The organism is Burkholderia sp. SRS-W-2-2016 (assembly GCF_001931485.1).
Lineage (GTDB): Bacteria > Pseudomonadota > Gammaproteobacteria > Burkholderiales > Burkholderiaceae > Paraburkholderia.
The window spans coordinates 15,659-41,589 of record NZ_MSDV01000066.1; the positions used below are offsets into that span (position 1 = coordinate 15,659).

Sequence of the window (25,931 nt, forward strand, 5' to 3'; positions counted from 1 at the left end):
TCGCTAAAGCAACGCTTATTGGCCGAAATACACCTTGCAGCCGGAGCCGATCGCGCAGGGCCGCGCGTGGCCGCCGCCCATTTCCGCCTGGCCCCCGGCGACGCCGCCATAAGCGGTGTTCTGTACCGGCTGCTCGCGCGACTGCCAGCCCTGTCCCAACGACATATCGGTAGTCGCCTGCGCCGATTCGTTGGCGTTGTGCTGCATCACCGCATGGGCCGGCATCGCGGCGTCCGGCGGGCCGCCCGGCTCCGCCGCGCTAGCGCTCCTCGGGATCAGAAACAGCAATGCGCTGGCGGCGGCAATCATCAATACACGTAATTTCATTTCCGGAACTCCTCGACTCCGGCGCAGCAGTGTTCGTCCTCCAGAACAATGGATCCGCGCGGGCCAAAGCCAGATTGCCCACGGGAGCGGGGAACGGGTCGATGCCAATGCGCCACTGCCGCGACGGGTCATCGAACTAAATAGATAGAGAATTGCCGCCTCTGCAATCGGGAAATGGCCGCTACAGGCGAGCTGTCAGTCTGCATTGCGCAGTTTTTCGTAGTTCTTTTATAGTTCGCACATCAGGGAATTCAATCGGGAGCTGCGCGGAATGTGGTCAATCGTCCACACCGTTCGATAAACCGCATTGGTTGACAAAATCGGCATGAACAAAACGTGCTTTGTGCGCGCATTGCGTTATGATGTCGTTATAACGCACAAGAAGCGGCGCCCGCACACCGGCGAAAGTCCGGTGAAAGACGGACAGCGTGGAGTGATCCCAGCCATTCGCAATCATTGCATCGAGACACGGTTTCTTCTCTAGCGGACGTCAGGTCTACCGGCCTCGTTCGCCGCGCTGTGACATGCTGAACTATTTGCAGATCGACATACTCAGTTTGATGGTCGGATTTTCAGGCGGCCGCCTTTGGCGCAGCCCGCTTTGCAATTCGGAGAGCAACGTTTTTTAACCGCGCTCATGGCCTTCACTTCATTCGACAACCCGATCGCGGGCCGGCCCTCTCTGGTTTGGGGCGCGATGCTTCGCAGCTTTTTCCTGCATCCGTCATTGACGGAATGCGGCACGATTTAGAAGGACGAATATCTTATGGACGAAAGAAAGCGGGATAGCATGATTGCGTATCTCCGCCATCGTATGGAAGAGTTTGGTATCAAACCAGACGACCTTGCCGCGGCGCTCGCGTCCGAGTCGATGGCCAAAAAGGCCGAGCGCTATCGCAGCGCGACCGGAGACAGCTGGGACGGCAAGGGCGAAATGCCCCAATGGCTGAAACAGGCAATCAGCGCCGGTCAGAGCATCGAGCACTTCGAACTGGTGACGGAGAAGCCGGCGCCTGCCGCGCCGCAACCGAAAAAACAGGTGGACTGGACGAACGATCCGTTCGCCGGCACGCGGCTTGCGCGTCCCGACAGCCGCTAGGCGCGGACTGCGAGGTTCGAAGGCGCCCTCGCGGCTGCTTCAAAATGACCGGTTGCGCCGCGCAGCGTTCTGCTGCCCCCATCGCTGGCGGTATTAACCGCGCTCAGCGCATCGACAATCCCGATTGCATTCGCCGCTTCGCCGGCATGTTCCGACGAGACGGCTTTCACGGCGTGCCGCGCATATTCCGGTTGCGCGATAAACGCATTTACCTGCTGTACCGTTTGCCAGAAAGTCTTGTCGAACAAACGCGCCAGGTCGTCCGCGCCGGCGGCCTCGCCCGCGAGCGGATCGGCAATCGACCAATCGAGAAACAGGGGCTGGCCCGGAAATGCCGGCGCATGCAGTGCATCGACGGATTTGTCGAGCGCGATCACGATATCCATACGCGGCGCCCATTCACCGGTAAATTCGAGCCAGCTTTTCGGGCTCAACGGCGTGCGCCCGGCAATGCCGGGCTGCAATTGCGCAAGCGCCTGAGGATGGATTCGCGCGGCCGGTTCAGGGCCCGCGCTGAAGGCATCGAACCGGTGTCCCGCCAGTTCGTGCAATAAGGCTTCGGCAATGATGCTGCGGATTGAATTGTCGCGGCAAAGAAACAGCACCTTATATTTATTGGTCACACTTTCCCCGTACCGATGTTTTTATCTGGTCTCCGGCCGGCATTGTGCCGATCCAGTCTTGCGCCCCCGTGACACTACGGCGTCTTTATTAATTGCGCCACGGGATTCGCACCAGGTATCTCGAGTCACGGGCACAAGGCACAACGCACAACGCACTGCGAACGATGCGCAGTGTACCAGCGTCCGGGCGGCGCTTTCATGCCCAGCCAATATTCGTCGGATTAAAGGACCTGGTCGTCCTTGCGGACCGGTACGACCTGCTTGGCCGCGTCGCTTTCCGTTGCCGCCGGAGCCTGCGCGGTTGGCGCCGGGTCCGGTGAGGTTGCGGCGGCCGGCGTGTCGAGCGCTTTCACACCGTTGGCAATGGCCGGTGTCGCGACGTAAGGAATGAACGCCGCGATCGCGACCACGAGGATATAGGTGAGAAACATGGCGGACGCTCGATTGCGAAGCTGTAATCGATTGTAGAAGCGCCGTGTCGAACGCCAAAGACGGGACTGCCGATCAATTCGGTCTACGTCTATCGTCTGGCGGACAGGTGGAGATTCTTCGCGCGCGGGCAGCACCCGCGCGACATCAGAACTTCAGACCGTTCAGGAATTGCAGCCACAGGTTGCTGAGCGCGCTGGCTGGATGCATATCGGTGGCGGCTTCGTCGCGTTTGGGCTGCTGCGCGCGTCCGGCATGCGGCGCGTCGTGGTGGCCGTGGCGGGCGGCGGTTTGTGCCGTATCGGTCGCCGTATCGGCCGACGTGGCGCCGGCCTCGGCAGCTTCGGCCGGCTCGGACTCGGGCTGCTGAGCGGCGCCGTGCTGCGCTTTCGCGTTCCGCGCCGCCTTGCGCGCGTGCCGCTTCTGTTGCGCCAGTTCGGCTTCCTCACGGCGAGCCGCCTGCAATGCCGCGACGCTGTCCGCGATCTGCGCCGCGCGTTGCGGTTCGCATTGGCGCCCGAGCAGCACGCCGAACAGCACGTCGCGATTATGACCTTCGTCGGCAAAGCGGATCGCAATCGATACCATCTCCGCATACGCCGCTTCGTCGGCCGCGCGCGCTGCCGCGTCGCGTTCCGCCTGCTCGCGGCGCCGGCCCGACAACTCGGCTTCGAACGCGCTCATCTGTTCCGCGTAGACGGTGTCGTAGACCTTGCGCTGCTCCGCGTCGGAGAGGATCGCGTACGCGTCCTTGATTTCCTGAAACGCGGCGCGCGCGGTGTCTTCCGCGCCGTGATTGCGGTCCGGGTGCCACTTCATCGCGGCCTTGCGGTAAGCGCGTTTGATTTCTTCGTCGGTGGCGTGCGCGGGCACGCCGAGCGTGTCATACAGGGTTGCCATGCTGAACTCGATATCGCGGGGAATCCGCGCGGCCATCGTAGCATGCGAGAAACGCCGTCATCGTGACGCGAGCGCTGGAACGCCCACCCGCGCCACCGTCACTTTCCGTGAAAAACGCCCGAAAAAAAGGCCTCGCCACTTGCGCGGCGAGGCCGAGTCCCATGTCAAAGGAGATGTCATGGAGGAGACGGATCGATCATACCGCCGGCGCCGCGCGTGCCCAACCAACGGTTGGCCATATGCTTATCGCGCGCGCACTCACGTGTATTGCAGCGGCCGCGCGGTTATATCGTTAGAACAAAAAGTCGCTTAGCGGCGCGGCGGGCGCTCATTAAGATGACACTTCAAAGTCCGGTTCGCCCGCTGCGATCCGCGCGCGTCGTGCCACCGCCCGCGCGCAAATTGCAGGAAAAGCCTTAAAACGAGCCGCAAAACCGAAGGAGCATTTCGTTGAGCAGACCCGATCATTCCCGCCGCCCTCTCGTGGTCGGCATTGGCGGCACGACGCGCGCGGCGTCGTCGACCGAACGCGCGCTCGCGTTCGCGTTGCGCGGTGCCGAAGCGGCCGGCGCACAAACCCGCCTGTTCGGCGGCGCCTTTCTGCAGAGCCTGCCGCACTACGCGCCGGAACAGCCGGCGCGCACCGACGAACAGCTCGAGTTGATCGATGCCGTACGCCGCGCTGACGCGGTGATCATCGCGACACCCGGTTATCACGGCGGCGTGTCGGGCCTCGTGAAAAACGCGCTCGATACGCTGGAAGAGTTACGCGCCGACGAACGGCCGTATCTCGACGGCCGCGCGGTCGGCTGCATCGTCACCGCTTATGGCTGGCAGGCGGCGGGCTCCGTGCTGACCTCGCTGCGTTCGATCGCGCATGCGCTGCGCGGCTGGCCGACGCCGTTCGGTGCCGGCATCAATACGCTGGAAACGCGTTTCGACAGCGCCGACAGTTGCTCCGATCCGAAAGTGGTCGAACAACTGGCGACCGTCGGTCAGCAAGCGGCGCAATTCGCGCTCGCATTCAATTCGCGGCATACGTCCGCGCATACGCCGGCCGCGAGCCAGCCATCGGCCCGCGGCGGCGCCGCCGACAGTCACGCCCCCCGCCTTCTGCACGCGGTCTGAACCGCTGCACGCCAGCGCGTGACGCGGTTCCAGACCGCGTCACGCCGCATCAAATCACGTCACGCTCCACACACCGTGCGCCACATAACAGACACCGCGCGCCGCTCGCTTTAGTGTGATCGAACACAGCGATTTTGAGCCGATCCTGGCGCCTGATTATCACTCCCGCCTCGCGCTGATTTGCTTACGACGAAAGATTGGTTCTCCCGCTGCACAGCGCGCCCTACGCTAGACCCTGCCTGCCGTTTCACGAAACCCTCGGCACCGACAGAGCGGCGCGACCCGCGCTGGTTTTCCGCACGACGCATGCGGGCACACTGACAAGTCAAGATCATGAACTCACATATCCGCTACAAGGGCTACGAAGTCGAAGCGGCTACGCAACTGCTTCCCAATGGTTTATTCGCGGCGAATCTCACGATCGAGCAGCGCAACGCCGACACCCGCAAAGCGTACTCATTCGACGCGCTCGATTACTTCTTCGACGAAGAGCACGCGCTCGCGTACGCGTCCGATTGGGGACGCATGTGGATCGACAATCATCAGTAAGCGCGCCGGTAGCGATTACGACGCGCGCGAGCCGGGCCGGTAAATCCGCCTTGCAAGCTTAGCGTCGTCGCTGTAGTGCCGAACCGGCCGTCGGCATTCAGGCGGTTGTGCCAGAATAGTCGGACCTTTGCGTTCGCATTCTGCAATCATGACCTGGACCGTCGACGCACAACTCGCGCTGACCGCCACCGAGGCGGTCGAGGCGCTGCAGTCCGGCCGCCTGAAAGCTGTCGACTACGTCGCCACGCTGCTCGCGCGCGCCGCCGCGCTCACCCATCTGAACGCGTTCATCACGCTCGATCTGAACGGCGCGCTCGCCGCCGCCCAACGCATCGACGCGTTGCCCGCGGCCGCCAGAGCGCGCCTGCCGCTCGCCGGTTTGCCGATCGTCGTCAAGGACAACATCAACAGCGCGGGTCTGCCGACCTCGGCGGGCACACCGGCACTAGAGAACTTCATACCGGCGCAGAACGCGCCCTCGCTGCAACGGCTCGTCGACGCGGGCGCGATCGTGCTCGGCAAGGCCAACATGCACGAACTCGCGTTCGGCATCACCAGCACGAACCTCGCCGCGCATGCGGGACCGGTGCGCAATCCTTACGATCCGTCGCTGATGCCGGGAGGGTCGTCGGGCGGCACGGCCGTCGCGATCGCCGCGCGAATCGCGCCCGCTGGACTTGGCACCGACACCGGCGGCTCGACGCGAATTCCGGCGGCGCTGACCGGCACCGCGGGACTGCGTCCATCGGTCGGCAACGGCGGCGCCGAGCGCCGCTATCACGATCCCGACGCGGTCGTGCCGATCAGCCATACGCGCGACACCGTCGGACCGATGGCGCGCAGCGTCGCCGATCTGGCGCTGCTCGACGGCGTGATCAGCGGCGACGGCATGCTACCCACGGTCGCGCTCGACAGCTTGCGCATCGGTTTGCCGGCGCCGCTGTGGGCCGACCTCGAACGCCAGGTCGACGACGTCGCGCACACCGCGTTGCGCAAGCTCGAAGCGGCGGGCGTCACGTTCGTGCCGGTCGCGATGGATGAACTCGACCATCTGAACGGGATGGTCGGCGGCCCGATCGCGGTTCACGAAGCGCTCGACGACGTGCGCGCGTGGCTCGTCGCAAATCGCGCACCGGTGCAAACGGTCGCCGAACTGGCCGCGCGGATCGCGAGCCCGGACGTGCGCGCGATCTACGACGAGGTGCTCGCCGACGTGCTCGGCCCGCACTACACGGCGGCGCTCACTTACTGGCGCCCGCGCCTGCAGAGCTACATCGCAACGACCTTCGCCGATGCCGGCCTCGACGCGCTGCTGTTTCCGACCACCCGCCTCACCGCGGTACCGATCGACGATCTGAACGGCTCGTCGACGGTCAGGATCGATGGCGGCCCGCCGATCGACACGATGGAAGCGTTCCTGCGCAACACCGATCCCGCCAGCACCGCCGGCCTCCCCGGGCTGTCGCTGCCGGCCGGCATCAGCGCGAGCGGCCTGCCGGTCGGACTCGAACTGGACGGCCCGCTCGGCTCGGACCGGCGACTGCTGGCGCTAGGCATCGCGTTCGAACGGGTGCTCGGCGCATTGCCGGCGCCGGTGCTATGACTCCACGATTGCTACGTTTTCCTCAACATCCACCCAAGTGACGATGACGACAACCGCCACCGCCCGTTCCTCCCGCACACTTTCCAACCGTATTACCCGCTTCACCGCCGTGCTCGCGCTCGCGCTGAGCGCGACCTCGTGCGCGCGTCTGGCAACCGTCGATTCGAACGCGTTGTGGAAAATCGTCGATATCCGTTGCGTGCCGTCGCAGCAGGCGACCGGCACGCCGGGCCAGTGCGAGATCGTCGACCTCGATAAACGCTACGTGATCCTGAAGGATATTCTCGGCCGCTCGCAGTATCTGCTGATGCCGACCGACCGCATCACCGGTATCGAAAGTCCGCTGATTGTGGCCCCCGGCGCGAAGGACTACTGGCTCGACGCGTGGAACTCGCGCCATTACGTGGAGCGCGCGGTGAAGCGCGAATTGCCCGACAATCAGCTCGGCCTCGAAATCAATTCGCAATATCGACGCTCGCAAAATCAGCTGCATCTGCATATCGATTGCATGCGCGGCGACATCAGCACGGCGCTCGCGGAGCACGCGCAGGATGCGCCCGGCGTCTGGCGCTGGACCACGCTCGACGGCCGGCGCTACCGCGTGATGCGGGTGAGTTCGATCAGCGGCGCCGACGACCCGTTCCGGATCGTTGCACGCGACAACCCCGATCCCGCGACGATGGCCACCCAGACGATCCTCGTGACCGGCGCCGGACCGTCCGCCGAGCGCGACGGCTGGTTGATCGTCAACAGCGGCATCGATGTCGACGGCGGCACCGGCACCGCCGAAGGCTTGCTCGATCACGACTGCCGGATCGCGAACCAGCATTAAGCGTGCACCGAGCGGCAACCGCTATCCACGATTGCACAGATGCATTGCTCGATAAAATGGTTCGTGCGCATGGCGGGCGCCCGTACGATCGGTCTGAATCTGTATTCAGACCGGTTTTACGATGGCGATCTATCTCGACGATACCCAGCGCAGCAACCTCGCCGATCTCGCGAGAAGCTGGACGTGGCGCACTCAATGGCCGACCTGGGCGCTGATCGTCACGATCTACGCTAGCTGGTTCTGCGTCGCGACACACGCACGCGCACTCGGTTTACCGGCTACGACCTTACTTCTCGCAGTGCTCGGCACCTGGTATATGTCGTTGCAGCACGAGCTGCTGCACGGTCATCCGACCCGCTCGCAATTCATCAACGGCCTGCTCGGCTTCGCGCCGCTGGCCGTGTGGTTTCCTTATCGGATCTATCGCGAATCGCACCTTCAGCATCACGACGATGCGCAGTTGACGCGCCCCGGCCACGATCCCGAAAGCTATTTCGTCAGCTCCGCAGATTGGCTGCGCGCCGGCGCCGCGATGCGCGCGTTGCTGTTGTTTCGCACTACTTTGTTCGGCCGACTGCTGGTTGGCCCCGCGTTTTCGATTGCCGCGACCGGCGCGCAAGCGCTCGGCAAAATCCGGGACGGCGATTGGCGCGATGTACCGGCGTGGCTCGCCCATCTCGCCGCACTGGCCGCGCTGACCGCATGGTTGCAGCAGCGTTGCGGAATACCCGCGTGGGTGTTTATCGTCGGCGCCGGGTATGGTTCGTTGGCACTGGCGTCGGTGCGCTCGTTTCACGAACATCGCGACGCCGAAGTGGCCGCGCATCGTACGGTGATCAACGAAGCGGGATGGGGATGGCGGTTGCTGTTCCTGAACAACAACTACCACCTCGTTCATCACGACTTGCCGCAGGTGCCGTGGTTTGCATTGCGGGTGGTCTATGAGAAGTCGCGCGAGCAGTACATCGAACGCTCCGGCGGCTTTCTGGTGGAAGGTTACGGCGAGTGGTTCAGGCGCTATGGATTGGCCGCCGTGGCTCATCCCGTAGCGGCCGGCGAATCCGGCAGAGGCAGAGGCAGAGGCGGAAACCGAAACAATCCGTCCGCCCCGCCGGTATTGCGGGCCAACAACCCGTAACTCAGATCGCGGCGCTACGCAAACGCGCGACCGTGTGCTCCCGTGCTGCGAACAACAGCACAACCACCCCGAATCCGGCAAGCGCGCTGGTCAGCACGAACGCGGACGAATAACCTGCGCCGTACTGAATCATGAAACCCGTGACGCTCGGCGCAAGGATCCCGGCGAGATTGGCCAGCAGATGAACGAAGCCGCCCGTCGCACCGATACGCTCACGCGGAACGACGTCCTGCAGCAGCGACCAGCAGGCCTGCGGTGTCATGAACGCGAACAGGCTCGCCACGGCGATCAGCGTAACGGCACCCGGCAGCGAGGTGACGCGCGACACCGCGAGAACACACAGCCCCGCCACGCCGAGCCCGACGATAATCACGGTCTTGCGCGCAAACAGCACGTTGCCGGTGCGCTTATAAAGCGTGTCCGAAGCGACCCCGCCCAGCACGAAACCCAGCGTCGCGCCGAGCCACGGCAGAATGCCGATCACGCTCATGTGCTTGATATCGAGGTGCTGAAAATCCGTCAGATAGCTCGGCAACCAGGTCAGGAAAAAATACAGCACGTAATTGAACGCGAAAAAAGCACTGGCCACGCCCAGCACCGGCATCGACAGCAGGTAATGCAGGATGCCTTGCTGGCGCGCATCGGCGCCGGCATCGCTGATCGCGGTATCGCGCGACGGCAGATCCGCCGCAATCAGATCGCGTTCGCCCTGCGACACGCGCGGGTGCTCGGAAGGATGATCGCGGAAGCCGCGCCACCAGAAGATCATCCAGACAAAGCCGAGAGCCGCGATGACGACGAACGAAATGCGCCAGCCGAACTGCAACGCAACGAGGCCGACGATCGGCGCGGCAATCGCCGCACCGAGCGGCTGACCCGCGTTCGTGATGCCGACCGCGCGTCCGGCCTCGCGGCGCGGAAACCAGTTGGAAATAGCCTTGTTCGTGGTGGTGCCCATCGGGCCTTCGGCGACACCGAACGCGACGCGCGCGATCATCAGCGCCGCGTAGCTGCCGACGAACGCCGTCGTGCCGCAGAACACCGACCAGAATCCCGCCGCGAGCATAAAGACCTTGCGAGGACCGTAGCGGTCGGCAGCCCATCCGCCCACGAAACAGAACACGCAGTAGCCGATAAAAAAGCTGCTGAACAGCAGGCCCATCTGCGCATCGTTGATATGCAGGTCCTTGCGGATGATCGGCGCGACGACCGAAAGCGCGGCGCGGTCAAGATAGTTGAGCATCCCTGCGAAAAACAGCAACGCACCGACCATCCACCGATAGCGGGATGTCATGTCTCCTCCGTGAAAATAGAGTGGTCATGCCGTCGGCATGAATTCAGTCATCATATAACCTACACGTATATTTGAGATTATCGTTAACCCTTTGTTTACAAACAGGACGCGGCTCCCGCAAGACAAAGGGTGACGACTAGTTATACGATGACTTATATTCAAAGGTCGAGGTGATTCTCCATTTCACGTCGATCGCACGGCTAGCCGGCGACCGCGAGACGATCCGCCAGGCGCATCAGCATCGCGTCGCAACCGTTCAATTGCTCGACGGTGACAAACTCGTCCGGCTTATGCCCCTGGTCCATGCTGCCAGGCCCGCAAACAACCGCCGGAATCCCGGCGCGCGTAAACAGCCCGCCTTCGGTGCCGAACGCCACGGTGCCAAACTCATTCGATCCGCTCAGCAACGCGAGCAGACGCGCTGCTTCGCTTTCCTCATCAGTTGCGAGTTCCGGATACGCATTCAACTGCTCCAAACGAATATCCGTCGACGCTTGCACCGCCCGCATTTTCGGCAGCAATTCGGCTTCCGCGTAGGCCCGCAATTTCTCCGCTACGACGGTCGCATCGAACCCCGGAACAGAACGCACTTCGAAATCGAATTCGCATTCGGCCGGCACGATGTTCAATGCGCGGCCTCCTTTGATGACGCCGGTCTGCACGGTCGAGAACGGTGGATCGAAACGCGCATCGTGGTATTGCGGCTCGGCCAGTTCTTCACCGATTGCTTCGAGACGATTGATCAGACGCGCCGCATATTGAATCGCGTTCACGCCATAAGGCGCGTAAGCCGAGTGACACGCGGCGCCCTTCACGCTGCAGCGCATCGCCAGTTTGCCCTTATGACCGAGCACCGGTTTCAATTCGGTCGGCTCGCCAATCAGGCACAAACGAGGTTTATGCTCGCGCCGCTCCAGTTCCGCCAACATAGGTCGAACGCCAAGGCAGCCGACCTCTTCGTCGTATGAAAACGCGAGGTGGATCGGCACGTCGAGCTTGCGCTTCAGGAACACGGGCACCGCGGCCAGCACGGACGCGATATACCCTTTCATGTCGGCGGTGCCGCGCCCGTACAGACGCCCGTCTTTCTCCGTCAGACGGAATGGGTCGACCGTCCACGCCTGACCGTCGACCGGCACCACGTCCGTGTGCCCGGACAGCACGATGCCGCCTCGGTCGCGCGGGCCGATAGTGGCGAACAGATTCGCTTTGCTGCGCTCGTCGTTATGAAAGAGCTCGCTTTCCACGCCGAGATCCGCAAGGTACTGCTGCACGAACGCGATCAGCTCCAGGTTGGAGTCGCGACTGACGGTCGAAAAACCGATCAGCCGCGCGAGCAATTCGCGGCTCGACAGTTCACTCATCGCCTGGCACTCCGTAGCTCGGCGCGGCGGTCGGATTCAACGCGCGCGCGGTGTAGTCCTGCATTTGCGGCCGATAGGCCTGCCACAATGCATCGAGCTGAGCGAGCGGATCTTCATCCGCCCAGTCGACGCGCAGATCGACCACCGGCCAGACTTGCGCATCGACAATCTTCAACGCGGCCGAATGCACGGGCCCTGCCTCGCCGCCCGCTTCGAGCGCAGCGTGCATCGCTGCAAGCAGGCGAGCCGCAAGCACTCCCTGCGCGCGCTCGAACGCATCGACCATTGCTCCGATCACGTGCTGGCCAGAGAGCAGATTGCCGGCCGCGACGCACTGCTCGCCGGCCACCGCGTTATGCACACCGAGCGCCTGTTGCCCGGTGAACATCGCGGTGCGCCCGTGACTGTCGATCACGGTCACCTGCCGGTACTCGCTCCACTCACTCTCTCGCAAAGCCTGCTCGAGCGCCGCATCCGGCGCCAGCTGTTGCTGTTCGAGCAGATCGAGTATCCGCGGACCGAGCGCGGGCAACGTGACGTTTTGCGTCGCGACCGCGCCGACCCCGGCACGCGCCCACGGGCATCGCGCACCGACCGCGATACTCGACGAACTGATGGCGATGCCGAGTTGGCCGGTCTGCCGGCAGCGTCCGACGATCGAGAATGTCATGGGCAGCTCCTTACGCCTGAGCGGATGTCCAGTTGTCCGGAATAACGGCGATCACATCGATTTCCATCAGCCACTGCGGCTGGCCGAGCGCACTGACGACGAGGCCCGTCGAAATCGGATAGACGCCCTTCAACCACTTACCGACCTCCTGATAAACCGGTTCGCGGTAACGCGGATCGATCAGATAAGTGGTCGTCTTGACGATATGCGACAGATCGCTGCCCGCCTCTTCCAGTAGCTGCTTGACGTTTTTCATCGCCTGCTCGGCCTGCGCGCGCGGGTCGCCCAATCCAATCAGATTGCCGTCGAAATCGGTACCGACCTGGCCGCGCACGTAGACCGTATTGCCGGCGCGAACCGCCTGGCACAGGTCGTTGTCGAGCGATTGATTCGGGTAGGTATCCTTTGTATTGAACATGCGGATGCGGGTATGCGTCGGCATCAGTTCACTCCCAGTTCGTTGACTTTTTTAACCTGCGACTTCTCGCACGGAGTTCCGGTTTCAGCCGCCGCGCGCGCGAGACGCTCATTCTGACGACGCTGCGACGCGTCGTGATAATCCTGATACTTGCGCTGCGTGGCGATGTGATCGGCGATATGTTTCGCGTCGTGCCACACGCCCCAGATAAACGACGAACCGCGCCGCGACAGCCACGGCAAACCGACGAAATAAATGCCAGGCTCCTTCGCTACGCCGCGCTGATGCTGCGGCTTGCCCTTCGCGTCGAAGGTGTCCACCTGGAGCCAGTTGAAATCGACCGCATAGCCGGTCGCCCAGATGATCGTCTTCACACCGGCCTGCGCGAGATCCAGTTCACGCAGCGGCTGGGCGACACAGTCGGGATCGGGCGGCACCAGCCGTGCGTCGGGCTCTTCGGGCAGATCGATACCGTTGCGCTCGACGTAAGCGTCGGCGGCATCGAGCAGCGACATCAGGTTCTCATCGCCGCGCCGGATATTGTCCGCCAGATCCTGTTCGAAGCTCACCACGCCATTGGCGAACGATCGGGTCAAGCCGACCAAGGTAATACCGCGGTGAGCCAGTTTGCGGAAATCGATCGTCTGGCCGCCGTACGCACCGCTGACCGCAATTGTCACGTGCTCGCGTCCGGGCCCGGCGACTTCCTTGTCCCACTCGCCGAGCACGCCCAGCCACCAGCAAAAATCGCGGCCACGGTACGAGCGCGGCGGACGGTCGTGCGCGCCGACCGATAAATAGACCTGCCGCCCCGCGCGCTGCAGTTCGTCCGCGATCTGCACGCCCGACGAGCCCGCGCCGACCACCAGCACCGCGCCTTCCGGCAATTGCGCGGGGTTGCGGTAATCGGCCGAGTGCAATTGCGTCAGACCTGCATCGTTCGGCGCGATCGGCGGAATCACCGGCCGCTGGAACGGCCCGGTCGCGACGACCACACGGTTGGCCTCGATCACGCCGTCCGACGTTTCGATCCTGAAGCCGGGATGCCCGTCGCGACGCTTGACGCTGGTGACTTCGACGCCGGTGCGAATCGGCGCATTGAACTTGCGCGCATAGGCCTCGAAGTACTCGGCGACCTGATCCTTGCCGGCAAAAGCGTCGGGGTCCAGCCCTTCGAATTCCAGCCCCGGGAAGCGGTCATGCCAGGCCGGGCCGTTGGCGACCAGCGAATCCCAGCGTCCGGTGCGCCAGCGCTCGGCGATCCGGTCGCGCTCCAGCACCAGATGCGGCACGCCCAGTTTGCCGAGATGCTCGCTCACCGCGACGCCAGCCTGACCGGCACCCACGACCAGCGTGTCAATCGACAACGTTTCAGCCGTCATGGCTGTCTCCTTTCGAAAAGCGAGTTGATTCGGATCTTCCGTTGCTGACGCGATATGAGCGCGAAGCGCCGCGGCGGCGGCCGGGGCAGCCGCGCTCCGTCTGCCGGCGGATCGCGCTGGGACTGAATGTACGCCGCGGCCATCGCAAACAAAAATACATTCAAAAAATGCTATGCATTGTTTTTGGCTATGCAGCGATTTATTTTGCGGCCACAATAAAAACGCTCATCGGGAGACCTGCATGGAAGGCCATTCGGTAAGGTATTCGTTGCGCCAGTTGCGCTATTTCGTCGTCACGGCGGAGACGCTGTCTTTCACGGCGGCCGCGAAACGTCTGCATATTTCACAGCCATCCATCTCGACCGCGCTCGCCGATCTCGAAGAATCGTTCGGAGTCCAGTTGTTCATCCGCCATCACGCGAGCGGCCTGTCTCTCACGCAACCGGGGCGCGACCTGCTTGGGCAGGCACGCAATCTTCTAAAAAATGCGGAAGAGTTGCAGTTGACCGCGAAAGAGATGGACGCTGGCATGTCCGGTTCGATCTCTCTGGGCTGCATGGTGTCGCTCGCGCCGCCGTTGATGCCCGGCATCATCAGCCAGTTCGTGAAGGAGCATGCGGCGATTACGTTCAGGACTACCGAGGCTCATCAGGACACGCTGCTAAGCGGCCTGCACGACGGCTCGCTCGACATCGCGCTTACTTATAGCCTGGACATCACCGAGGGCATCGCGTTTACCCCACTGCTGTCGCTGCCGCCCTATGTGATCCTGCCCGCTACGCACCGGCTTGCGCGCGCGCGCAAGGTTTCGCTCGCCGAACTGCTCGACGAGCCCTACGTGATGCTGGATCTACCGCACAGTCGCGAGTACTTCTCGGCATTGTTCGACGCGGTCGGCACCCGGCCGAGCGCGGCTTTCCGTTCGTCGCAACCCGAGGTGGTCCGCGGAATGGTGGCCAACGGCCTGGGCTATAGCATTCTCAACTTCCCGCTCAAATCGACCCGGACCGTGGACGGCGGCGATTTCGTCATTAAGCATTTCAAGGACGACGTGAAGGCCACTTCGCTTGGCATCGCACAGTCGAGCAGCATGAAGCCGCGGGAAATCGTCAAACGCTTCGCGGCCTTCTGCGAAAGCTATATTCACCGACTGCACATCGCCGAGTAGAAGCGCCAACAGACGCTGCATAGCATTTGCTTATTCAATGCATCCAAAAACAGTATTTTGACTTGAAATTTGGATTGGTAGATTGGAACGCAACGCAACGTACGCGCTGACACGGAGGTCACATGGCGGTTTCCATCCCCCCGTCACCCGCAGGACTCGATATCGTTCACGCGCTGCGCGCGAATTGCGAGCGCCCATTCGAGGACGCACGCTCGATGCCGCCCGAGGTCTATACGTCGGAGGCTTTTCTTGCCCTCGAACGGCGTGACGTATTTCGTCACGAATGGCTGTGCCTGGGCCGTGCGAGCGCGCTCGCGAATCATGGCGACTATCTGACGGGGACCATCGACGATCAACCGGTCGTCGTGCTGAGGGATGCGACCGGCGAGTTGCGGGCATTCTCGAATGTCTGCCTGCACCGGATGTCGGTTCTGCTCGAAGGGCGCGGCAACGTTCGCCGGATCGTCTGCCCGTATCACGCGTGGAATTACACGCTCGACGGCTCTCTTGCGGGCGCGCCGCTAATGGATCGGCAAGCGGGCTTCTGCAAGGACCAGTACAAGCTGCCTTCTGTGCGGTGCGAGACCTGGCAGGGCTGGGTCTATGTCACCCTCAATGAAAAGGCGCCCCCCGTACACGCGCATCTGGCGGATCTCACCCAGTTGATCGAACCGTACGGGATGACCGACTACGTCGAGACGTTCCATGAAGAACATGTGTGGGACACCAACTGGAAGATCCTCGCGGAAAACTTCATGGAGAGCTATCACCTGCCGATGCTGCACCGCGCCACGGTGGGTCCCCATTCGAAGCTGGAGGAGATGGAATGTCCGGCGGGTTTGCCGGCTTTCAACTATCACTGGATTACCAAGGAAGCGTCGTTGCCGATCGGTAACGCACATCCGGACAACACCCGGCTGAAAGATCATTGGAGACGCACCACCGCACTGCTCGCGATCTACCCGAATCATCTGATTACGCTGACGCCCGGCTATTTCTGGTATCTGATCCTGCAGCCGCGCGGCGTCGATCGCGTGCATATCCGGTTCGGCGGCGGGCTCGCGCCGGAATTCATCGACGATCCTAAAGCCGGCGAATACATGGCCACGCTCAAAGCGCTGCTCGACGAAGTGAACGCCGAAGACCGGCGCGGAGTCGAGGCGGTGTTTCGCGGCGTCCACGCGCCGCTCGCGAAACCGGGTCATCTGAGTCACCTGGAGCGGCCGAACTACGACTTTGCGCGCTACCTTGCGCGACGCGTGGCGTCGGATTGACGCCGTCGCCGCGCCTGCACTGCCAACCCACTGACGAGTTGCCCATGTCAAGCCAACCGTTTATATCCTTCGCCGGCGTCAGCAAGTCGTATGACGGCGTGCATAGCGTGGTCGAAGGTCTCGATCTCGATGTCGCGCGCGGCGAATTCGTGTCGCTGCTCGGGCCTTCCGGATCGGGCAAAACCACGACGCTGATGATGCTCGCGGGTTTCGAATCGCCCACTCGCGGCGAGATCCGGCTGGCGGGCAAGCGTCTGGACGACAAGCCGCCGCACCGGCGCGACATCGGCATGGTGTTTCAGAACTACGCGCTGTTTCCGCACATGACGATCGCCGAGAACGTGGCGTTTCCGCTGTCCGTGCGCAACGTGAGTCGCAGCGAGCAGAAGAAGCGAGTCATGCGCGCGCTGGAGATGGTGGAGTTGCCGCATCTGGCTGCACGGCGCCCGGCCCAGCTCTCCGGCGGCCAGCAACAACGCGTCGCGCTGGCTCGCGCGCTCGTGTTCGAACCGAGCGTGGTGCTGATGGACGAGCCGCTCGGCGCGCTCGACAAACGGCTGCGCGAAAGCATGCAGTACGAAATCATGCGGCTGCATCGCGAACTGTCGCTCACCATCGTCTATGTGACGCACGACCAGAACGAAGCGTTGACGATGTCGGACCGGGTTGCGGTGTTTTCGGACGGCCGGATCCAGCAGGCCGCCACACCGACCGAACTGTACGAGAACGCGGCGAACGCGTTCGTGGCCAATTTCGTCGGCGAGAACAATGGACTGACCGGCCGGGTGAATCCGTACGACGGCGAATGGGCGTCGATGCAACTGGCCGACGGCAGCATCGTGTTCGGCCGTGCGGGTGCCGGACTCGCGCCCGGCGATACCGCGATGCTGGCACTGCGCCCCGAGCGCGCGCGTATCGCCGCGACCCCGGAGGCGCTCCAGGAAGCCGCACGACAGAATATGAATGTCGTGCAGGCACTGGTGGAAGAACTCGTTTATTGCGGCGACCACCATCGCGTTCATCTGAAGCTCGGCCACGGCGAGACGATCGTCGTCAAGGTGCCGAACACGCAGCACCGCGATCTACCCACGCTCGGCAAGCAGGCCGCGGTCACCTGGCACAGAGATGACTGCAAGGTTCTACCCGCGGCCGCGGCCGCGCTGCCCGCCAACGCGGCTTCCGGCGACCCCCGCTCGTCCGCTATCTCGCCTTCCTCGTCCGCCTCGCCACTCATCGCAGGAGTCAATTAAAAATGAAGACCAATACTTCTCTGTTCCGCACCACCATCGCGGCTTGCGCTTTCAGCGTGCTGGCCGGCGGCACCGCGCACGCCGCGGACACGATTTCAGTGGTCACGTTTGGGGGCGCCTATGAGGCCGCGGCCAAAAAGGCGTGGTTCGAACCGTTCACGGCAAAGACCGGCAATCAGTTCTCGACCGAGTCGTACGATGGCGGCCTCGCCAAGCTACAGGCAATGCAGCAGGCGAAAAATCCCACCTGGGATCTGATCGACCTCGAGACCAACGACGCGATCACCGCGTGCGACGAGGGCCTTCTCGCCAAATTCGACAAGAAGCTGCTCGGCAACACCGCCGATTTCTTGCCGGGCTCGATCAGTGACTGCGCGGTCGCGGCAATGGTGTGGTCCACGGTCTATGCGTACGACACCAGCAAACTGAAGACCGCGCCGACCACCATCAACGACTTCTTCGACCTGAAAAAATACCCCGGCAAGCGGGGGATGCGCAAATCGCCGAAGGTCGCAATGGAATGGGCGCTGATCGCCGATGGCGTTGCGCCGGCCGACGTCTATAAGGTTCTCGGCACACCGGCGGGCGTCGATCGCGCGTTCAAGAAACTCGACACGATCAAGCCGAGCATCGTCTGGTGGGAAGCGGGCGCGCAGGCGCCGCAGTTGCTCGCCGACGGCGCGGTCGTGATGACCCAGGCTTACAACGGGCGTATCGACGACGCGGTCCATAAAGACAAAAAGCCGTTCAAGGTCGTTTGGGATGCCCAGGTATACGACTACGAGTGGTGGGCGGTGGTCAACAACGCCAAGCATGCGGACGCGGCGCAAAAGTTCATCATCTCCGCGTCGACCCCGCAAGCGTACGCGGACCTGTCGAAGTACATCGCCTACGCGCCGCCGCGCAAGGATGCGATTCCGCTGATCGACAAGGCCCGCCTGAACGACCTGCCCACGGCGCCCGAGAACTTCAAGCGCCCGGTGCAGATCAACGCGACGTTCTGGGCCGACAACGCCGATGCGATCAACAAGCGATTCCAGAACTGGCTGACGCAGTAACGCCACGCCGCTAACGAACGTCATCGGAGCGATCCATACGATGAACACGCCGCTGCCATCCACCGCTGGCTTTGGCCGTAGCCCACGCGGCGCGGACCGCGACGCGTTTCGCGCCGCGCGCCGCAAGGCGGCGGCCCGCGCGCTGCTACTGGCTTTGCCGTTGCTCGTCTTTCTTCTGGTGACGTTCGTTGCGCCGATCGCCAGTCTGCTTGGCCGCAGCGTACAGAATCACGAGGTACGCGCGGGCATGCCGCAGCTCAGCGCGGCGCTGGCCACGTGGAATGGCGCCGGCGTGCCCGATGAAAGCGCATTTGCCGCGCTCGCGCACGACCTGAAGGAAGCGGGCGAGAACAGTCAGCTCGGCAATATCGCGCGGCGCATGAATTTCTATCAACCGGAGTTCCGCAGCCTCTTTTTCAAAACGGCGCGTGCCGCGCGTTCGCAAACGCCGGCTCAATGGAAACCCGTTCTGATCGAACTCGACCCGCGCTGGAACGAGTCCGAAACCTGGCGGCTGCTCAAACGCGCGTCCATCTCGCCGACCCCGGACTATCTGCTGAACGCCGTCGACGCACGGGTCGGGCCCGACGGGTCCGTGGTTTCCGTTTCAGCGGATAGCGCGGTGTACCGCGCCGCATTCCAGCGCACCGTGCTGATCAGTGCGACGGTCACGGTGCTCTGTCTGCTGTTCGGCTATCCGGTCGCGTATCTGCTCGCGACTCTGCCGGAACGGCAAAGCAACCGCCTCCTTCTGTTCGTGATCGTGCCGTTCTGGACTTCGCTGCTGGTGCGTACCACCGCGTGGTACGTGTTGCTGCAGCCCAGTGGCGTGATCAATAGCGCGCTGCTCAGTCTCGGTCTGATCAGTCATCCGCTGCCGCTCATTTTCAATCGCACCGGCGTGCTGATCGGCATGACTCACGTGCTGCTGCCGTACATGATTCTCGCGATCTATTCGGTCATGAAGAATGTCTCGCCGGTCTACATGCGTGCGGCGAAATCGCTCGGCGCGCATCCGGCGGTCGCATTCGTGCGCGTCTATATTCCGCAGACGCTGCCCGGTGTCGGCGCGGGATGTTTTCTCGTCTTCGTGCTCGCGCTCGGCTACTACATCACCCCGGCCCTGCTCGGCGGCGCCGGCGACGAAATGATCAGCCAACTGATTGCCTCGCAAACCAACGAGCGGCTCAACTGGGGCCTCGCCGGCGCGCTGTCGTGTTATCTGGTTCTTTTCACGGCGATCTTCTATTTCATTTTCAACCGGCTGGTCGGGATCGACCGGCTGCGCTTCGGCTAGCAGGTCATCACAAGGCAGACCGACATGAAAGACGGACGCACGCGACTACTTTCGGAACGCATCGCCGGGGCGGGATTGAACGTGCATTGCGCGCTCGTGTTCTTTTTCCTCGTTGCACCGATCCTTGCGATCGTGCCGCTGTCGTTCAACTCCGGTTCGTTCTTCTCTTATCCGATGCAGGGCTTTTCGCTGCGCTGGTACGAGCAGGCACTGAGTTCTCCGGACTGGCAACGCGCGTTTGTGAACAGCATCGGCATCGGCGCCGCATCGACGTTGATCGCGACGGTACTCGGCACCCTGGCCGCGCTGGGTCTGAGCCGCGGGCAGTTCCCGTTGCGCTCGATCATCATGCCGATCATCGTGTCGCCGATGATCGTTCCGATCGTCGTCGTCGCGGCAGGCTTTTATCTGGTGTTTTCGCCGCTCGGACTGGTCAACTCCTATCTGGGCGTCGTCCTCGCGCACGCGGCGCTCGGCACGCCGTTCGTCGTGATCACCGTCACCGCCTCTTTATTGTCGTTCGATCAGAGTCTGCTGCGCGCCGCGTCGGGCCTGGGCGCGCCGCCGTGGGTCGCGTTCAGACGCGTGACGCTGCCGCTGATTACACCGGCTGTCGCGACCGGCAGCGTGTTTGCGTTTGCGACGTCGTTCGACGAGGTGATCGTGATCCTGTTCATCGGCGGCCCGGATCAGCGCACCGTGCCCCGGCAGATGTGGAGCGGCATCCGCGAACAGATCGATCCGTCGATCCTCGCCGTCGCCACGTTGCTGATGCTGTTCGCGATCGCGTTGTTCGCGAGCATCAACTGGCTGCGCAAACGCGCGGCAGTGGCGAGCAGTACGTATGCGTGACGGCCCGATCCTGTAGATGACGGCGCGCGCCGGTACGAACGCGCTCCCACAACTTAGCGCCCGTGGCGGCTCCGCCATTGCGCAAACCGGTCGAGCGTCTCCTGCCGCGTCGCCGGATAAAGCCCGACGATCGACTCGCCGGCCCGCACCTGCTCCATCACGAAGTCCTCGAACGCGGTCATCTCGACCGCTTCCGCCGCGATTTCCGCGACCCGATGCGCGGGAATTACGATCACCCCATCGTTGTCGCCGACGATCACGTCGCCGGGAAACACCGGCGCCTGTCCGCAGCCGATCGGCACATTGATATCGAGTGCTTCGTGCAGCGTCAGATTGGTCGGCGCGGACGGCCGGTTGTGGAACGCGGGGATCTCGGTATTGGCGATCTCGTCGGCATCGCGAAAGCCGCCGTCGGTGACGACGCCGGCCACGCCGCGTTTCATCAGGCGAGTCACGAGAATCGCGCCCGCCGATGCGGCGCGCGGATCGTTGCGGCTGTCCATCACCAGCACCGCGCCCGGCGGACAGGTCTCCACGGCCTTGCGCTGTGGATGCTCCGGATTGCGAAACACTTCGAGACCGTTGCGGTCTTCGCGGGCCGGAATATAGCGAAGCGTGAACGCTTCGCCGACCATGCTTTTGCTCAGGCGTGTCAAAGGCGTGACGCCCTGGATCGCCTGATGACGAAAACCGCGCTTGAAAAGCGCGGTGGCAAGTGTTGCGGTACTGATCTTTTCCAGTTGCGCGCGCAATTCGGCGGTCAGGACAGTCATGCGTTACCTCGACAAGGGAAATAGCGGGAGGATCCGGTCAGTGACTGCCCTTCTTTCGAAGCTGGCGCGCTCGAACAAAGAGTTATTTCGACAGCACGGCCACTGCCTTGATTTCGATAATGTACCCCGGCGAGCCGCACAGCATGTGCGCGCCGATCGCGGTCCATGCCGGCAGCGGATCCGAATCGAAGTAACGATCGCGGACCTGCATGAACAGCGGCAGATCGCGCAGGTCGGTATGGAAGGTGGTCAGATCGACGACATCGCGCATCGACGCGCCGGCGGTTTCCAGTACCTGTTTCAGGTTCTCGAATGCCTGCACGATCTGCGCTTCACGCGGCTCGATCAGTTGCATCGCGCTATTGCGGCCGATCTGCCCGGACACATAGATCGTATTGCCGACTTTCACCGCGGGGGAATAGCGGATTTTTTCATATACCGCTTCCATTCCCGGCGGAATCACTGCTTCCCGGTCACTCATGAAGTCTCCTTTGATATTCGTGTTGGTAACGCCAGTTGCCGAAACGCTCGTGTCGCTCGTGTCGCTCTTATCGCTCGCGCGTCAGCCCGTATCGCCGCCGGCGACCGGCAGCACCGAACCGGTGATATAGCCCGCTTCGTCGGACGCGAGGAACAGGATCGGCGCGACCTGCTCGTCGATACTGCCGTAGCGCTTCATGAACGTGGAGCCGGTTACCTGCTCGACCGCTTCGCTCATCCAGCGCTGTTCCTGCTCGCTGTCGCCGGCCGCATTGCGCGGAATCCGGCGCGGCGGCGCACTGGTGCCGCCCGGCGCGGTCGCGACCACGCGGATGTTGTGCTCCGCGTATTCCATCGCGAGCGACTGGGTGATCGCGTTGACGCCCCCCTTGGCCGCGGAATACGGCACGCGCCGAATCCCGCGCGTCGCATTCGACGACACGTTGACGATCGTGCCGCCGCCGCGCTTGAGCAGATGCGGCAGCACCGCGTGGCACGAATACAGCGTCGGCATCAGCGAGCGGCGGATTTCCGCGTCGATCTGCGCCGGTTCGAATTCGGCGAACGGCCGCATACGGATCGCGCCGCCCACGCCGTTGATCAGGATGTCGATCCCGCCGAACCGCTCGGCCGCAAACGCGAGCGCCGCCTGCGCGCCCTCATACGTTTCCAGATCGGCGACGAAGCCGGCGGTATCCGCACCGCCCGCCTCGGCCGCCACTTCCGCGACGAAATCCGCGCGATCGACGAACAGCACGCGAGCGCCCTCGGCCGCCGCGCGCAGCGCGACGCCGCGGCCGATGCCCTGGGCCGCGCCGGTCACGACCATCACCTTGCCTGCGAATCGCTGGTTGTTCGTCATTTCGCCACCACGTTCGGGGTGAACTTCTCATAGTGGAAGCTGTTCGGCTTCACACCGTTATCGTCGAAGTACTTGCGCACCGCGTCGACCATCGGCGGCGGGCCGCACAGATACACGTCGACATCGCCGTCGTTCAGCGACTCGGCCGGCATGTGCTGGGTCACCCAGCCCTTGCGTGGATGGTCCGAATCCGCATCGGCGACCACCGTCGCGAAACTGAAGTTCGGCAGCTTCGCCGCATACGCCTCGATCGCTTCGACCAGCACGAGGTCGAGCTCGCGCGTGACGCCGTAGATCAGATGAACCTTCTGCTGCGCATTGGTGCGCGCGAGTACTTCGAGCATCGACAGGAACGGCGCGAGTCCGGTGCCGCCCGCGAGGAACAGCAGCGGCCGCTGCACGTCGCGCAGATAGAAGCTGCCGAGCGGACCGGTCAGTTCCAGCTTCTCGCCGGCCTGCGCGGAATCGAGCCACGTGCTCATCACGCCGCCCGGAATCTTCTTGATCAGGAAGCTGATCTTCTTCTCGGCGGGCGCCGACGAGAACGAATACGAGCGATGCTGACCGCTGCCCGGCACGTCGATGTTCACGTACTGGCCCGGCAGAAACACCGGCGCCGCCGCTTCCACGTCGAGCTCCAGCACGATCGCCGCGTCCTTGTGCTGCTCGACCTTGGTGACCGTCGCGGCGAACTTGCTCTGGCCGGTCTTGCACACCGCCGACGACGCCGGCACCGCGATCACGCAATCGCTCTCGGGCACCATCTGGCACGTCAGCACGAGACCGCTGTCCTTTTCGTCCTCGGTCAACGCGTCTTCGATGTAGTCGTCGCCGAGATCGTAGCTGCCGCTTTCGGCGCGGCACTTGCAGGTGCCGCACACGCCGTCGGAGCAATCCATCGGCAGATTGATCTTCGCGCGGAACGCCGCGTCGAGAACTTTCTCGCCGGCCTTACATTCGATAAAACGGGTCACGCCGTCTTCGAAATTCAATGCAATGTTGTAGCTGGACATGGAAGCTCCTCCGTCCTCAGGTATTACGTAATGCTCGGGTATCAGACGTGATAGACGTCGAGTACTTGCCGGATATAGTCGTTTTTCAGCACGATCTTCTTCGACGAAATCAGCAGGTCGTCGCCGCTTTTACGCAGCGTGACGAACATCGTGCCGTAGATATGATCCGTGGTCTTGTAGCGATGGCTGAGCGTATGGAAGTTGTAGCGCACCTCCACTTCCTCGCCGCGCTCGGCCAGCACTTCGACATTGGTCACGTTGTGACCGGTGCGCGGCTCCGGCGTCGATGCGCCGCTGCGCTCGGTCTTGATGCGGAACACGCGGTCTTCCAGACCGCCGCGATCCGGGTAGTACATCAGCGAGATCTGGCTGTGCGGGTCTTCGGTGATCTGATCGTCGTCGTCCCACGCCGGCATCCAGTAAGTGACGTCTTCCGTGTAGCAGTTCAGCCACTCGTCCCACTGACGGTCGTCGAGCAGGCGCGCTTCGCGATACAGCACCGCGCAGATTTTCTGGTAATCGAAGCTCATGCTGCGGTCTCCTTCTGTTCGCTCTTGAGCGCGTCCTTCATCGTATTCACCCAGTATTCGTGCTGACACACGAACAGGCCCTCGTCCTCGCTGCGTTCGCCGGAGATGAGCGGCTTGATACCCATCTGCTTCGCGTTCTCGTCCGGACCGTGGACCCACAGCGGCGCGCCGCGCGACAGGTCGTTCCACATCGCCGTGATGCCGGCGTAACCGGACTGGCACGCGCGGAATTCTTCGAGGTCGTCGGCGGTGCCCATGCCGGACACGTTGAAGAAGTCCTCGTACTGGCGAATCCGCACCGCGCGGTCTTCGGCGCTTTCACCCTTCGGCGCGAAGCAGAAGATGCTCACTTCGGTCTTGTCGACGCTGAGCGGGCGCACCACGCGAATCTGCGTGCTGAACTGGTCCATCAGGAACACGTTCGGATACAGGCACAGATTGCGGGTCTGGTTGACGATAAAGTCGGCCTGCACTTCGCCGACCCGGCTCTTGATTTCCTCGCGATGCTTGAACACCGGACGCACTTCCGGATTCATCGTTTTGGTCCACAGCAGGATGTGGCCGTTGTCGAAGCCGTACACGCCGGCGACCGACTTGCTCCAGCTGTTCGCGTCGACCGCCTGGGTGCCGTCTTCCTTGCGGCGGCCCATCGTTGCCGCGTAATTCCAGTGCACGGTGCTGACGTGGTAGCCGTCGCAGCCGTTTTCCATCTGCATCTTCCAGTTGCCGTCGTAGACATACGTGGAGTTGCCGCGCAGCACTTCGAGACCGTTCGGGCTCTGATCGACGATCTGGTCGATGATCACACGCGACTCGCCCAGGTACTCTTCGAGCGATTGCACGTCGGCATTCAGGCTGCCGAACAGGAAGCCGCGATAGTTCTGGAAGCGCGGGACCTTGCGCAGATCGTGCGAGCCGTTCTTGTTGAATTGCACCGGATATTCGGTGGTCTTCTCGTCCTTCACCTTCAGCAGCTTGCCGGTGTTCGAGAAAGTCCAGCCGTGGAACGGGCAGGTAAAGCTGCCTTTATTGCCGTGCTTGCGACGGCACAGCATCGCGCCCTTGTGCGCGCACGCGTTGATCACCGCGTTCAGCTCGCCGGTCTTGTCGCGCGTGATGACGATCGGCTGACGGCCGATCCACGTGGTGTAGTAGTCGTTGTTGTTCGGAATCTGGCTCTCGTGCGCGAGATAGACCCAGTTTTTCTCGAAGATGTGTTTCATCTCGAGTTCGAACAGGTCCGCGTTGGTGAACATATCGCGGCGGCAGCGATACACGCCGGCTTCCTTGTCGTCCTGCACCGCGGTCGCGAGCAGTTGTTCCAGATCGCTGGCTTTATCGATAATGGCAGACATTTTTGCACTCCTAGGCAGGCTCCGAACCGGGTTCGAAGTCACTTGCGCTGGTATCAGACTATTAAGTACCTGTGGACTACGGCAGCGCTTTCGCGCCGCCGCCGCTCTGTGTCAAGCCTCGGCCGAAGCGCGCAGGCGGTAGACCAGCTGGTTGTCCTTGCCCTGCACCAGCGGCGTGATCGTGAAGTTGAACTCGATGTCCTTGTACGCGTCGGCCTTCAGGCCCAGCGCCGCGCCACCGTTCTTTTCCGTAACCGGCGGGA

Annotated in this window: 27 protein-coding genes and 1 pseudogene; 12 read left to right on the top strand and 16 right to left on the bottom strand. The window is 62.9% G+C overall.

Annotated features, from left to right (window positions below):
- Nucleotides 1-15: 15 nt before the first annotated feature.
- Nucleotides 16-327: a hypothetical protein gene (locus BTH42_RS28345; RefSeq protein ID WP_075304496.1), complete on the bottom strand. Its 312-nt coding sequence runs from the start codon at nucleotides 325-327 to the stop codon at nucleotides 16-18.
- Nucleotides 328-1,093: 766 nt separating this feature from the next.
- Between BTH42_RS28345 and BTH42_RS28350 the strand changes: the two genes are divergently transcribed.
- Nucleotides 1,094-1,426 (top strand): H-NS family nucleoid-associated regulatory protein, encoded by a 333-nt coding sequence (locus BTH42_RS28350; protein WP_075304497.1) that lies wholly within the window; start codon nucleotides 1,094-1,096, stop codon nucleotides 1,424-1,426.
- On the opposite strand, the gene BTH42_RS28355 is transcribed toward BTH42_RS28350, so the two are convergent.
- From BTH42_RS28355 to BTH42_RS28365, 3 genes are all read right to left on the bottom strand, one after another.
- Nucleotides 1,423-2,049 carry a low molecular weight phosphatase family protein gene (locus tag BTH42_RS28355; protein ID WP_075304498.1) on the bottom strand — a complete coding sequence of 209 codons (627 nt, stop codon included), beginning with the start codon at nucleotides 2,047-2,049 and terminating at the stop codon, nucleotides 1,423-1,425. The genes BTH42_RS28350 and BTH42_RS28355 overlap by 4 nt on opposite strands.
- A gap of 221 nt (nucleotides 2,050-2,270) precedes the next feature.
- Entirely contained in the window at nucleotides 2,271-2,480 is a 210-nt protein-coding gene (locus BTH42_RS28360) for a hypothetical protein (RefSeq protein ID WP_075304499.1), read from the bottom strand.
- A gap of 145 nt (nucleotides 2,481-2,625) precedes the next feature.
- Nucleotides 2,626-3,378: a J domain-containing protein gene (locus tag BTH42_RS28365; protein WP_178392254.1), complete on the bottom strand. Its 753-nt coding sequence runs from the start codon at nucleotides 3,376-3,378 to the stop codon at nucleotides 2,626-2,628.
- Nucleotides 3,379-3,828: 450 nt separating this feature from the next.
- Here BTH42_RS28365 and BTH42_RS28370 point away from each other — a divergent pair, with 450 nt between their 5' ends.
- The 5 genes from BTH42_RS28370 to BTH42_RS28390 all read left to right on the top strand — a co-directional run bounded on the left by BTH42_RS28370 (nucleotide 3,829) and on the right by BTH42_RS28390 (nucleotide 8,628).
- A complete protein-coding gene (locus BTH42_RS28370; protein WP_075304501.1) occupies nucleotides 3,829-4,506 on the top strand; it encodes an NADPH-dependent FMN reductase in 678 nt (225 codons plus the stop codon).
- Nucleotides 4,507-4,839: 333 nt separating this feature from the next.
- Nucleotides 4,840-5,055 (top strand): transcriptional regulator, encoded by a 216-nt coding sequence (locus BTH42_RS28375; RefSeq protein ID WP_075304502.1) that lies wholly within the window; start codon nucleotides 4,840-4,842, stop codon nucleotides 5,053-5,055.
- 148 nt (nucleotides 5,056-5,203) lie between these two features.
- Nucleotides 5,204-6,658, top strand: a complete 1,455-nt coding sequence (gene iaaH / locus BTH42_RS28380; protein WP_075304503.1) for an indoleacetamide hydrolase — start codon at nucleotides 5,204-5,206, stop codon at nucleotides 6,656-6,658.
- Between the two features lie 43 nt (nucleotides 6,659-6,701).
- A complete protein-coding gene (locus BTH42_RS28385) occupies nucleotides 6,702-7,490 on the top strand; it encodes a CDP-diacylglycerol diphosphatase (protein WP_075304504.1) in 789 nt (262 codons plus the stop codon).
- A gap of 121 nt (nucleotides 7,491-7,611) precedes the next feature.
- Complete coding sequence (locus BTH42_RS28390; protein ID WP_075304505.1) at nucleotides 7,612-8,628, top strand: fatty acid desaturase; 1,017 nt, start codon at nucleotides 7,612-7,614, stop codon at nucleotides 8,626-8,628.
- Between the two features lies 1 nt (nucleotide 8,629).
- Here BTH42_RS28390 and BTH42_RS28395 read toward each other — a convergent pair whose 3' ends face one another.
- The 5 genes from BTH42_RS28395 to BTH42_RS28415 form a co-directional block, all read right to left on the bottom strand.
- The gene (locus BTH42_RS28395) at nucleotides 8,630-9,922 is read right to left on the bottom strand and encodes an MFS transporter (RefSeq protein WP_075304506.1); all 1,293 of its coding nucleotides are present in this window, start codon (nucleotides 9,920-9,922) and stop codon (nucleotides 8,630-8,632) included.
- Between the two features lie 200 nt (nucleotides 9,923-10,122).
- Entirely contained in the window at nucleotides 10,123-11,286 is a 1,164-nt protein-coding gene (gene argE, locus BTH42_RS28400; RefSeq protein ID WP_075304507.1) for an acetylornithine deacetylase, read from the bottom strand.
- On the bottom strand, nucleotides 11,279-11,956 hold the full coding sequence (locus BTH42_RS28405) for a DUF1028 domain-containing protein (protein ID WP_075304508.1): 678 nt from the start codon (nucleotides 11,954-11,956) through the stop codon (nucleotides 11,279-11,281). Before BTH42_RS28405 ends, argE begins: the two co-directional genes overlap by 8 nt.
- Nucleotides 11,957-11,966: 10 nt before the next feature.
- Nucleotides 11,967-12,398 (bottom strand): RidA family protein, encoded by a 432-nt coding sequence (locus BTH42_RS28410; RefSeq protein WP_075304509.1) that lies wholly within the window; start codon nucleotides 12,396-12,398, stop codon nucleotides 11,967-11,969.
- The gene (locus BTH42_RS28415) at nucleotides 12,398-13,756 is read right to left on the bottom strand and encodes an NAD(P)/FAD-dependent oxidoreductase (protein ID WP_075304510.1); all 1,359 of its coding nucleotides are present in this window, start codon (nucleotides 13,754-13,756) and stop codon (nucleotides 12,398-12,400) included. The genes BTH42_RS28410 and BTH42_RS28415 overlap by 1 nt, the downstream gene beginning before the upstream one ends.
- 241 nt (nucleotides 13,757-13,997) lie before the next feature.
- Here BTH42_RS28415 and BTH42_RS28420 point away from each other — a divergent pair, with 241 nt between their 5' ends.
- From BTH42_RS28420 to BTH42_RS28445, 6 genes are all read left to right on the top strand, one after another.
- Nucleotides 13,998-14,924 carry a LysR family transcriptional regulator gene (locus BTH42_RS28420; RefSeq protein WP_075304511.1) on the top strand — a complete coding sequence of 309 codons (927 nt, stop codon included), beginning with the start codon at nucleotides 13,998-14,000 and terminating at the stop codon, nucleotides 14,922-14,924.
- A 122-nt stretch (nucleotides 14,925-15,046) separates the two neighbouring features.
- A complete protein-coding gene (locus BTH42_RS28425; protein ID WP_075304512.1) occupies nucleotides 15,047-16,198 on the top strand; it encodes an SRPBCC family protein in 1,152 nt (383 codons plus the stop codon).
- Nucleotides 16,199-16,242: 44 nt separating this feature from the next.
- Nucleotides 16,243-17,448 carry an ABC transporter ATP-binding protein gene (locus BTH42_RS28430; protein WP_075304513.1) on the top strand — a complete coding sequence of 402 codons (1,206 nt, stop codon included), beginning with the start codon at nucleotides 16,243-16,245 and terminating at the stop codon, nucleotides 17,446-17,448.
- Between the two features lie 2 nt (nucleotides 17,449-17,450).
- Complete coding sequence (locus BTH42_RS28435) at nucleotides 17,451-18,506, top strand: ABC transporter substrate-binding protein (protein ID WP_075304514.1); 1,056 nt, start codon at nucleotides 17,451-17,453, stop codon at nucleotides 18,504-18,506.
- A gap of 40 nt (nucleotides 18,507-18,546) precedes the next feature.
- Complete coding sequence (locus BTH42_RS28440) at nucleotides 18,547-19,803, top strand: ABC transporter permease (RefSeq protein WP_075304515.1); 1,257 nt, start codon at nucleotides 18,547-18,549, stop codon at nucleotides 19,801-19,803.
- Between the two features lie 24 nt (nucleotides 19,804-19,827).
- Nucleotides 19,828-20,655 carry an ABC transporter permease gene (locus BTH42_RS28445; protein WP_075304516.1) on the top strand — a complete coding sequence of 276 codons (828 nt, stop codon included), beginning with the start codon at nucleotides 19,828-19,830 and terminating at the stop codon, nucleotides 20,653-20,655.
- A 53-nt stretch (nucleotides 20,656-20,708) separates the two neighbouring features.
- Here the strand turns inward: BTH42_RS28445 and BTH42_RS28450 are convergent, their stop codons facing one another.
- The 7 genes and pseudogenes from BTH42_RS28450 to BTH42_RS36160 all read right to left on the bottom strand — a co-directional run.
- Nucleotides 20,709-21,428 carry a ribonuclease activity regulator RraA gene (locus tag BTH42_RS28450; RefSeq protein ID WP_075304517.1) on the bottom strand — a complete coding sequence of 240 codons (720 nt, stop codon included), beginning with the start codon at nucleotides 21,426-21,428 and terminating at the stop codon, nucleotides 20,709-20,711.
- An 82-nt stretch (nucleotides 21,429-21,510) separates the two neighbouring features.
- Nucleotides 21,511-21,909, bottom strand: a complete 399-nt coding sequence (locus tag BTH42_RS28455) for a RidA family protein (RefSeq protein WP_075304518.1) — start codon at nucleotides 21,907-21,909, stop codon at nucleotides 21,511-21,513.
- A gap of 81 nt (nucleotides 21,910-21,990) precedes the next feature.
- Nucleotides 21,991-22,770 carry a benzoate diol dehydrogenase BenD gene (gene benD / locus BTH42_RS28460; protein WP_075304519.1) on the bottom strand — a complete coding sequence of 260 codons (780 nt, stop codon included), beginning with the start codon at nucleotides 22,768-22,770 and terminating at the stop codon, nucleotides 21,991-21,993.
- Nucleotides 22,767-23,783, bottom strand: coding sequence for a benzoate 1,2-dioxygenase electron transfer component BenC (benC, locus tag BTH42_RS28465; protein WP_075304520.1), 1,017 nt, complete (start codon nucleotides 23,781-23,783; stop codon nucleotides 22,767-22,769). Before benC ends, benD begins: the two co-directional genes overlap by 4 nt.
- A 41-nt stretch (nucleotides 23,784-23,824) precedes the next feature.
- Complete coding sequence (gene benB / locus BTH42_RS28470) at nucleotides 23,825-24,313, bottom strand: benzoate 1,2-dioxygenase small subunit (RefSeq protein WP_075304521.1); 489 nt, start codon at nucleotides 24,311-24,313, stop codon at nucleotides 23,825-23,827.
- Nucleotides 24,310-25,668, bottom strand: a complete 1,359-nt coding sequence (locus tag BTH42_RS28475; RefSeq protein ID WP_075304522.1) for a Rieske 2Fe-2S domain-containing protein — start codon at nucleotides 25,666-25,668, stop codon at nucleotides 24,310-24,312. Before BTH42_RS28475 ends, benB begins: the two co-directional genes overlap by 4 nt.
- Nucleotides 25,669-25,779: 111 nt before the next feature.
- Nucleotides 25,780-25,931, bottom strand: a pseudogene (locus BTH42_RS36160) (catechol 1,2-dioxygenase); the annotation flags it as partial.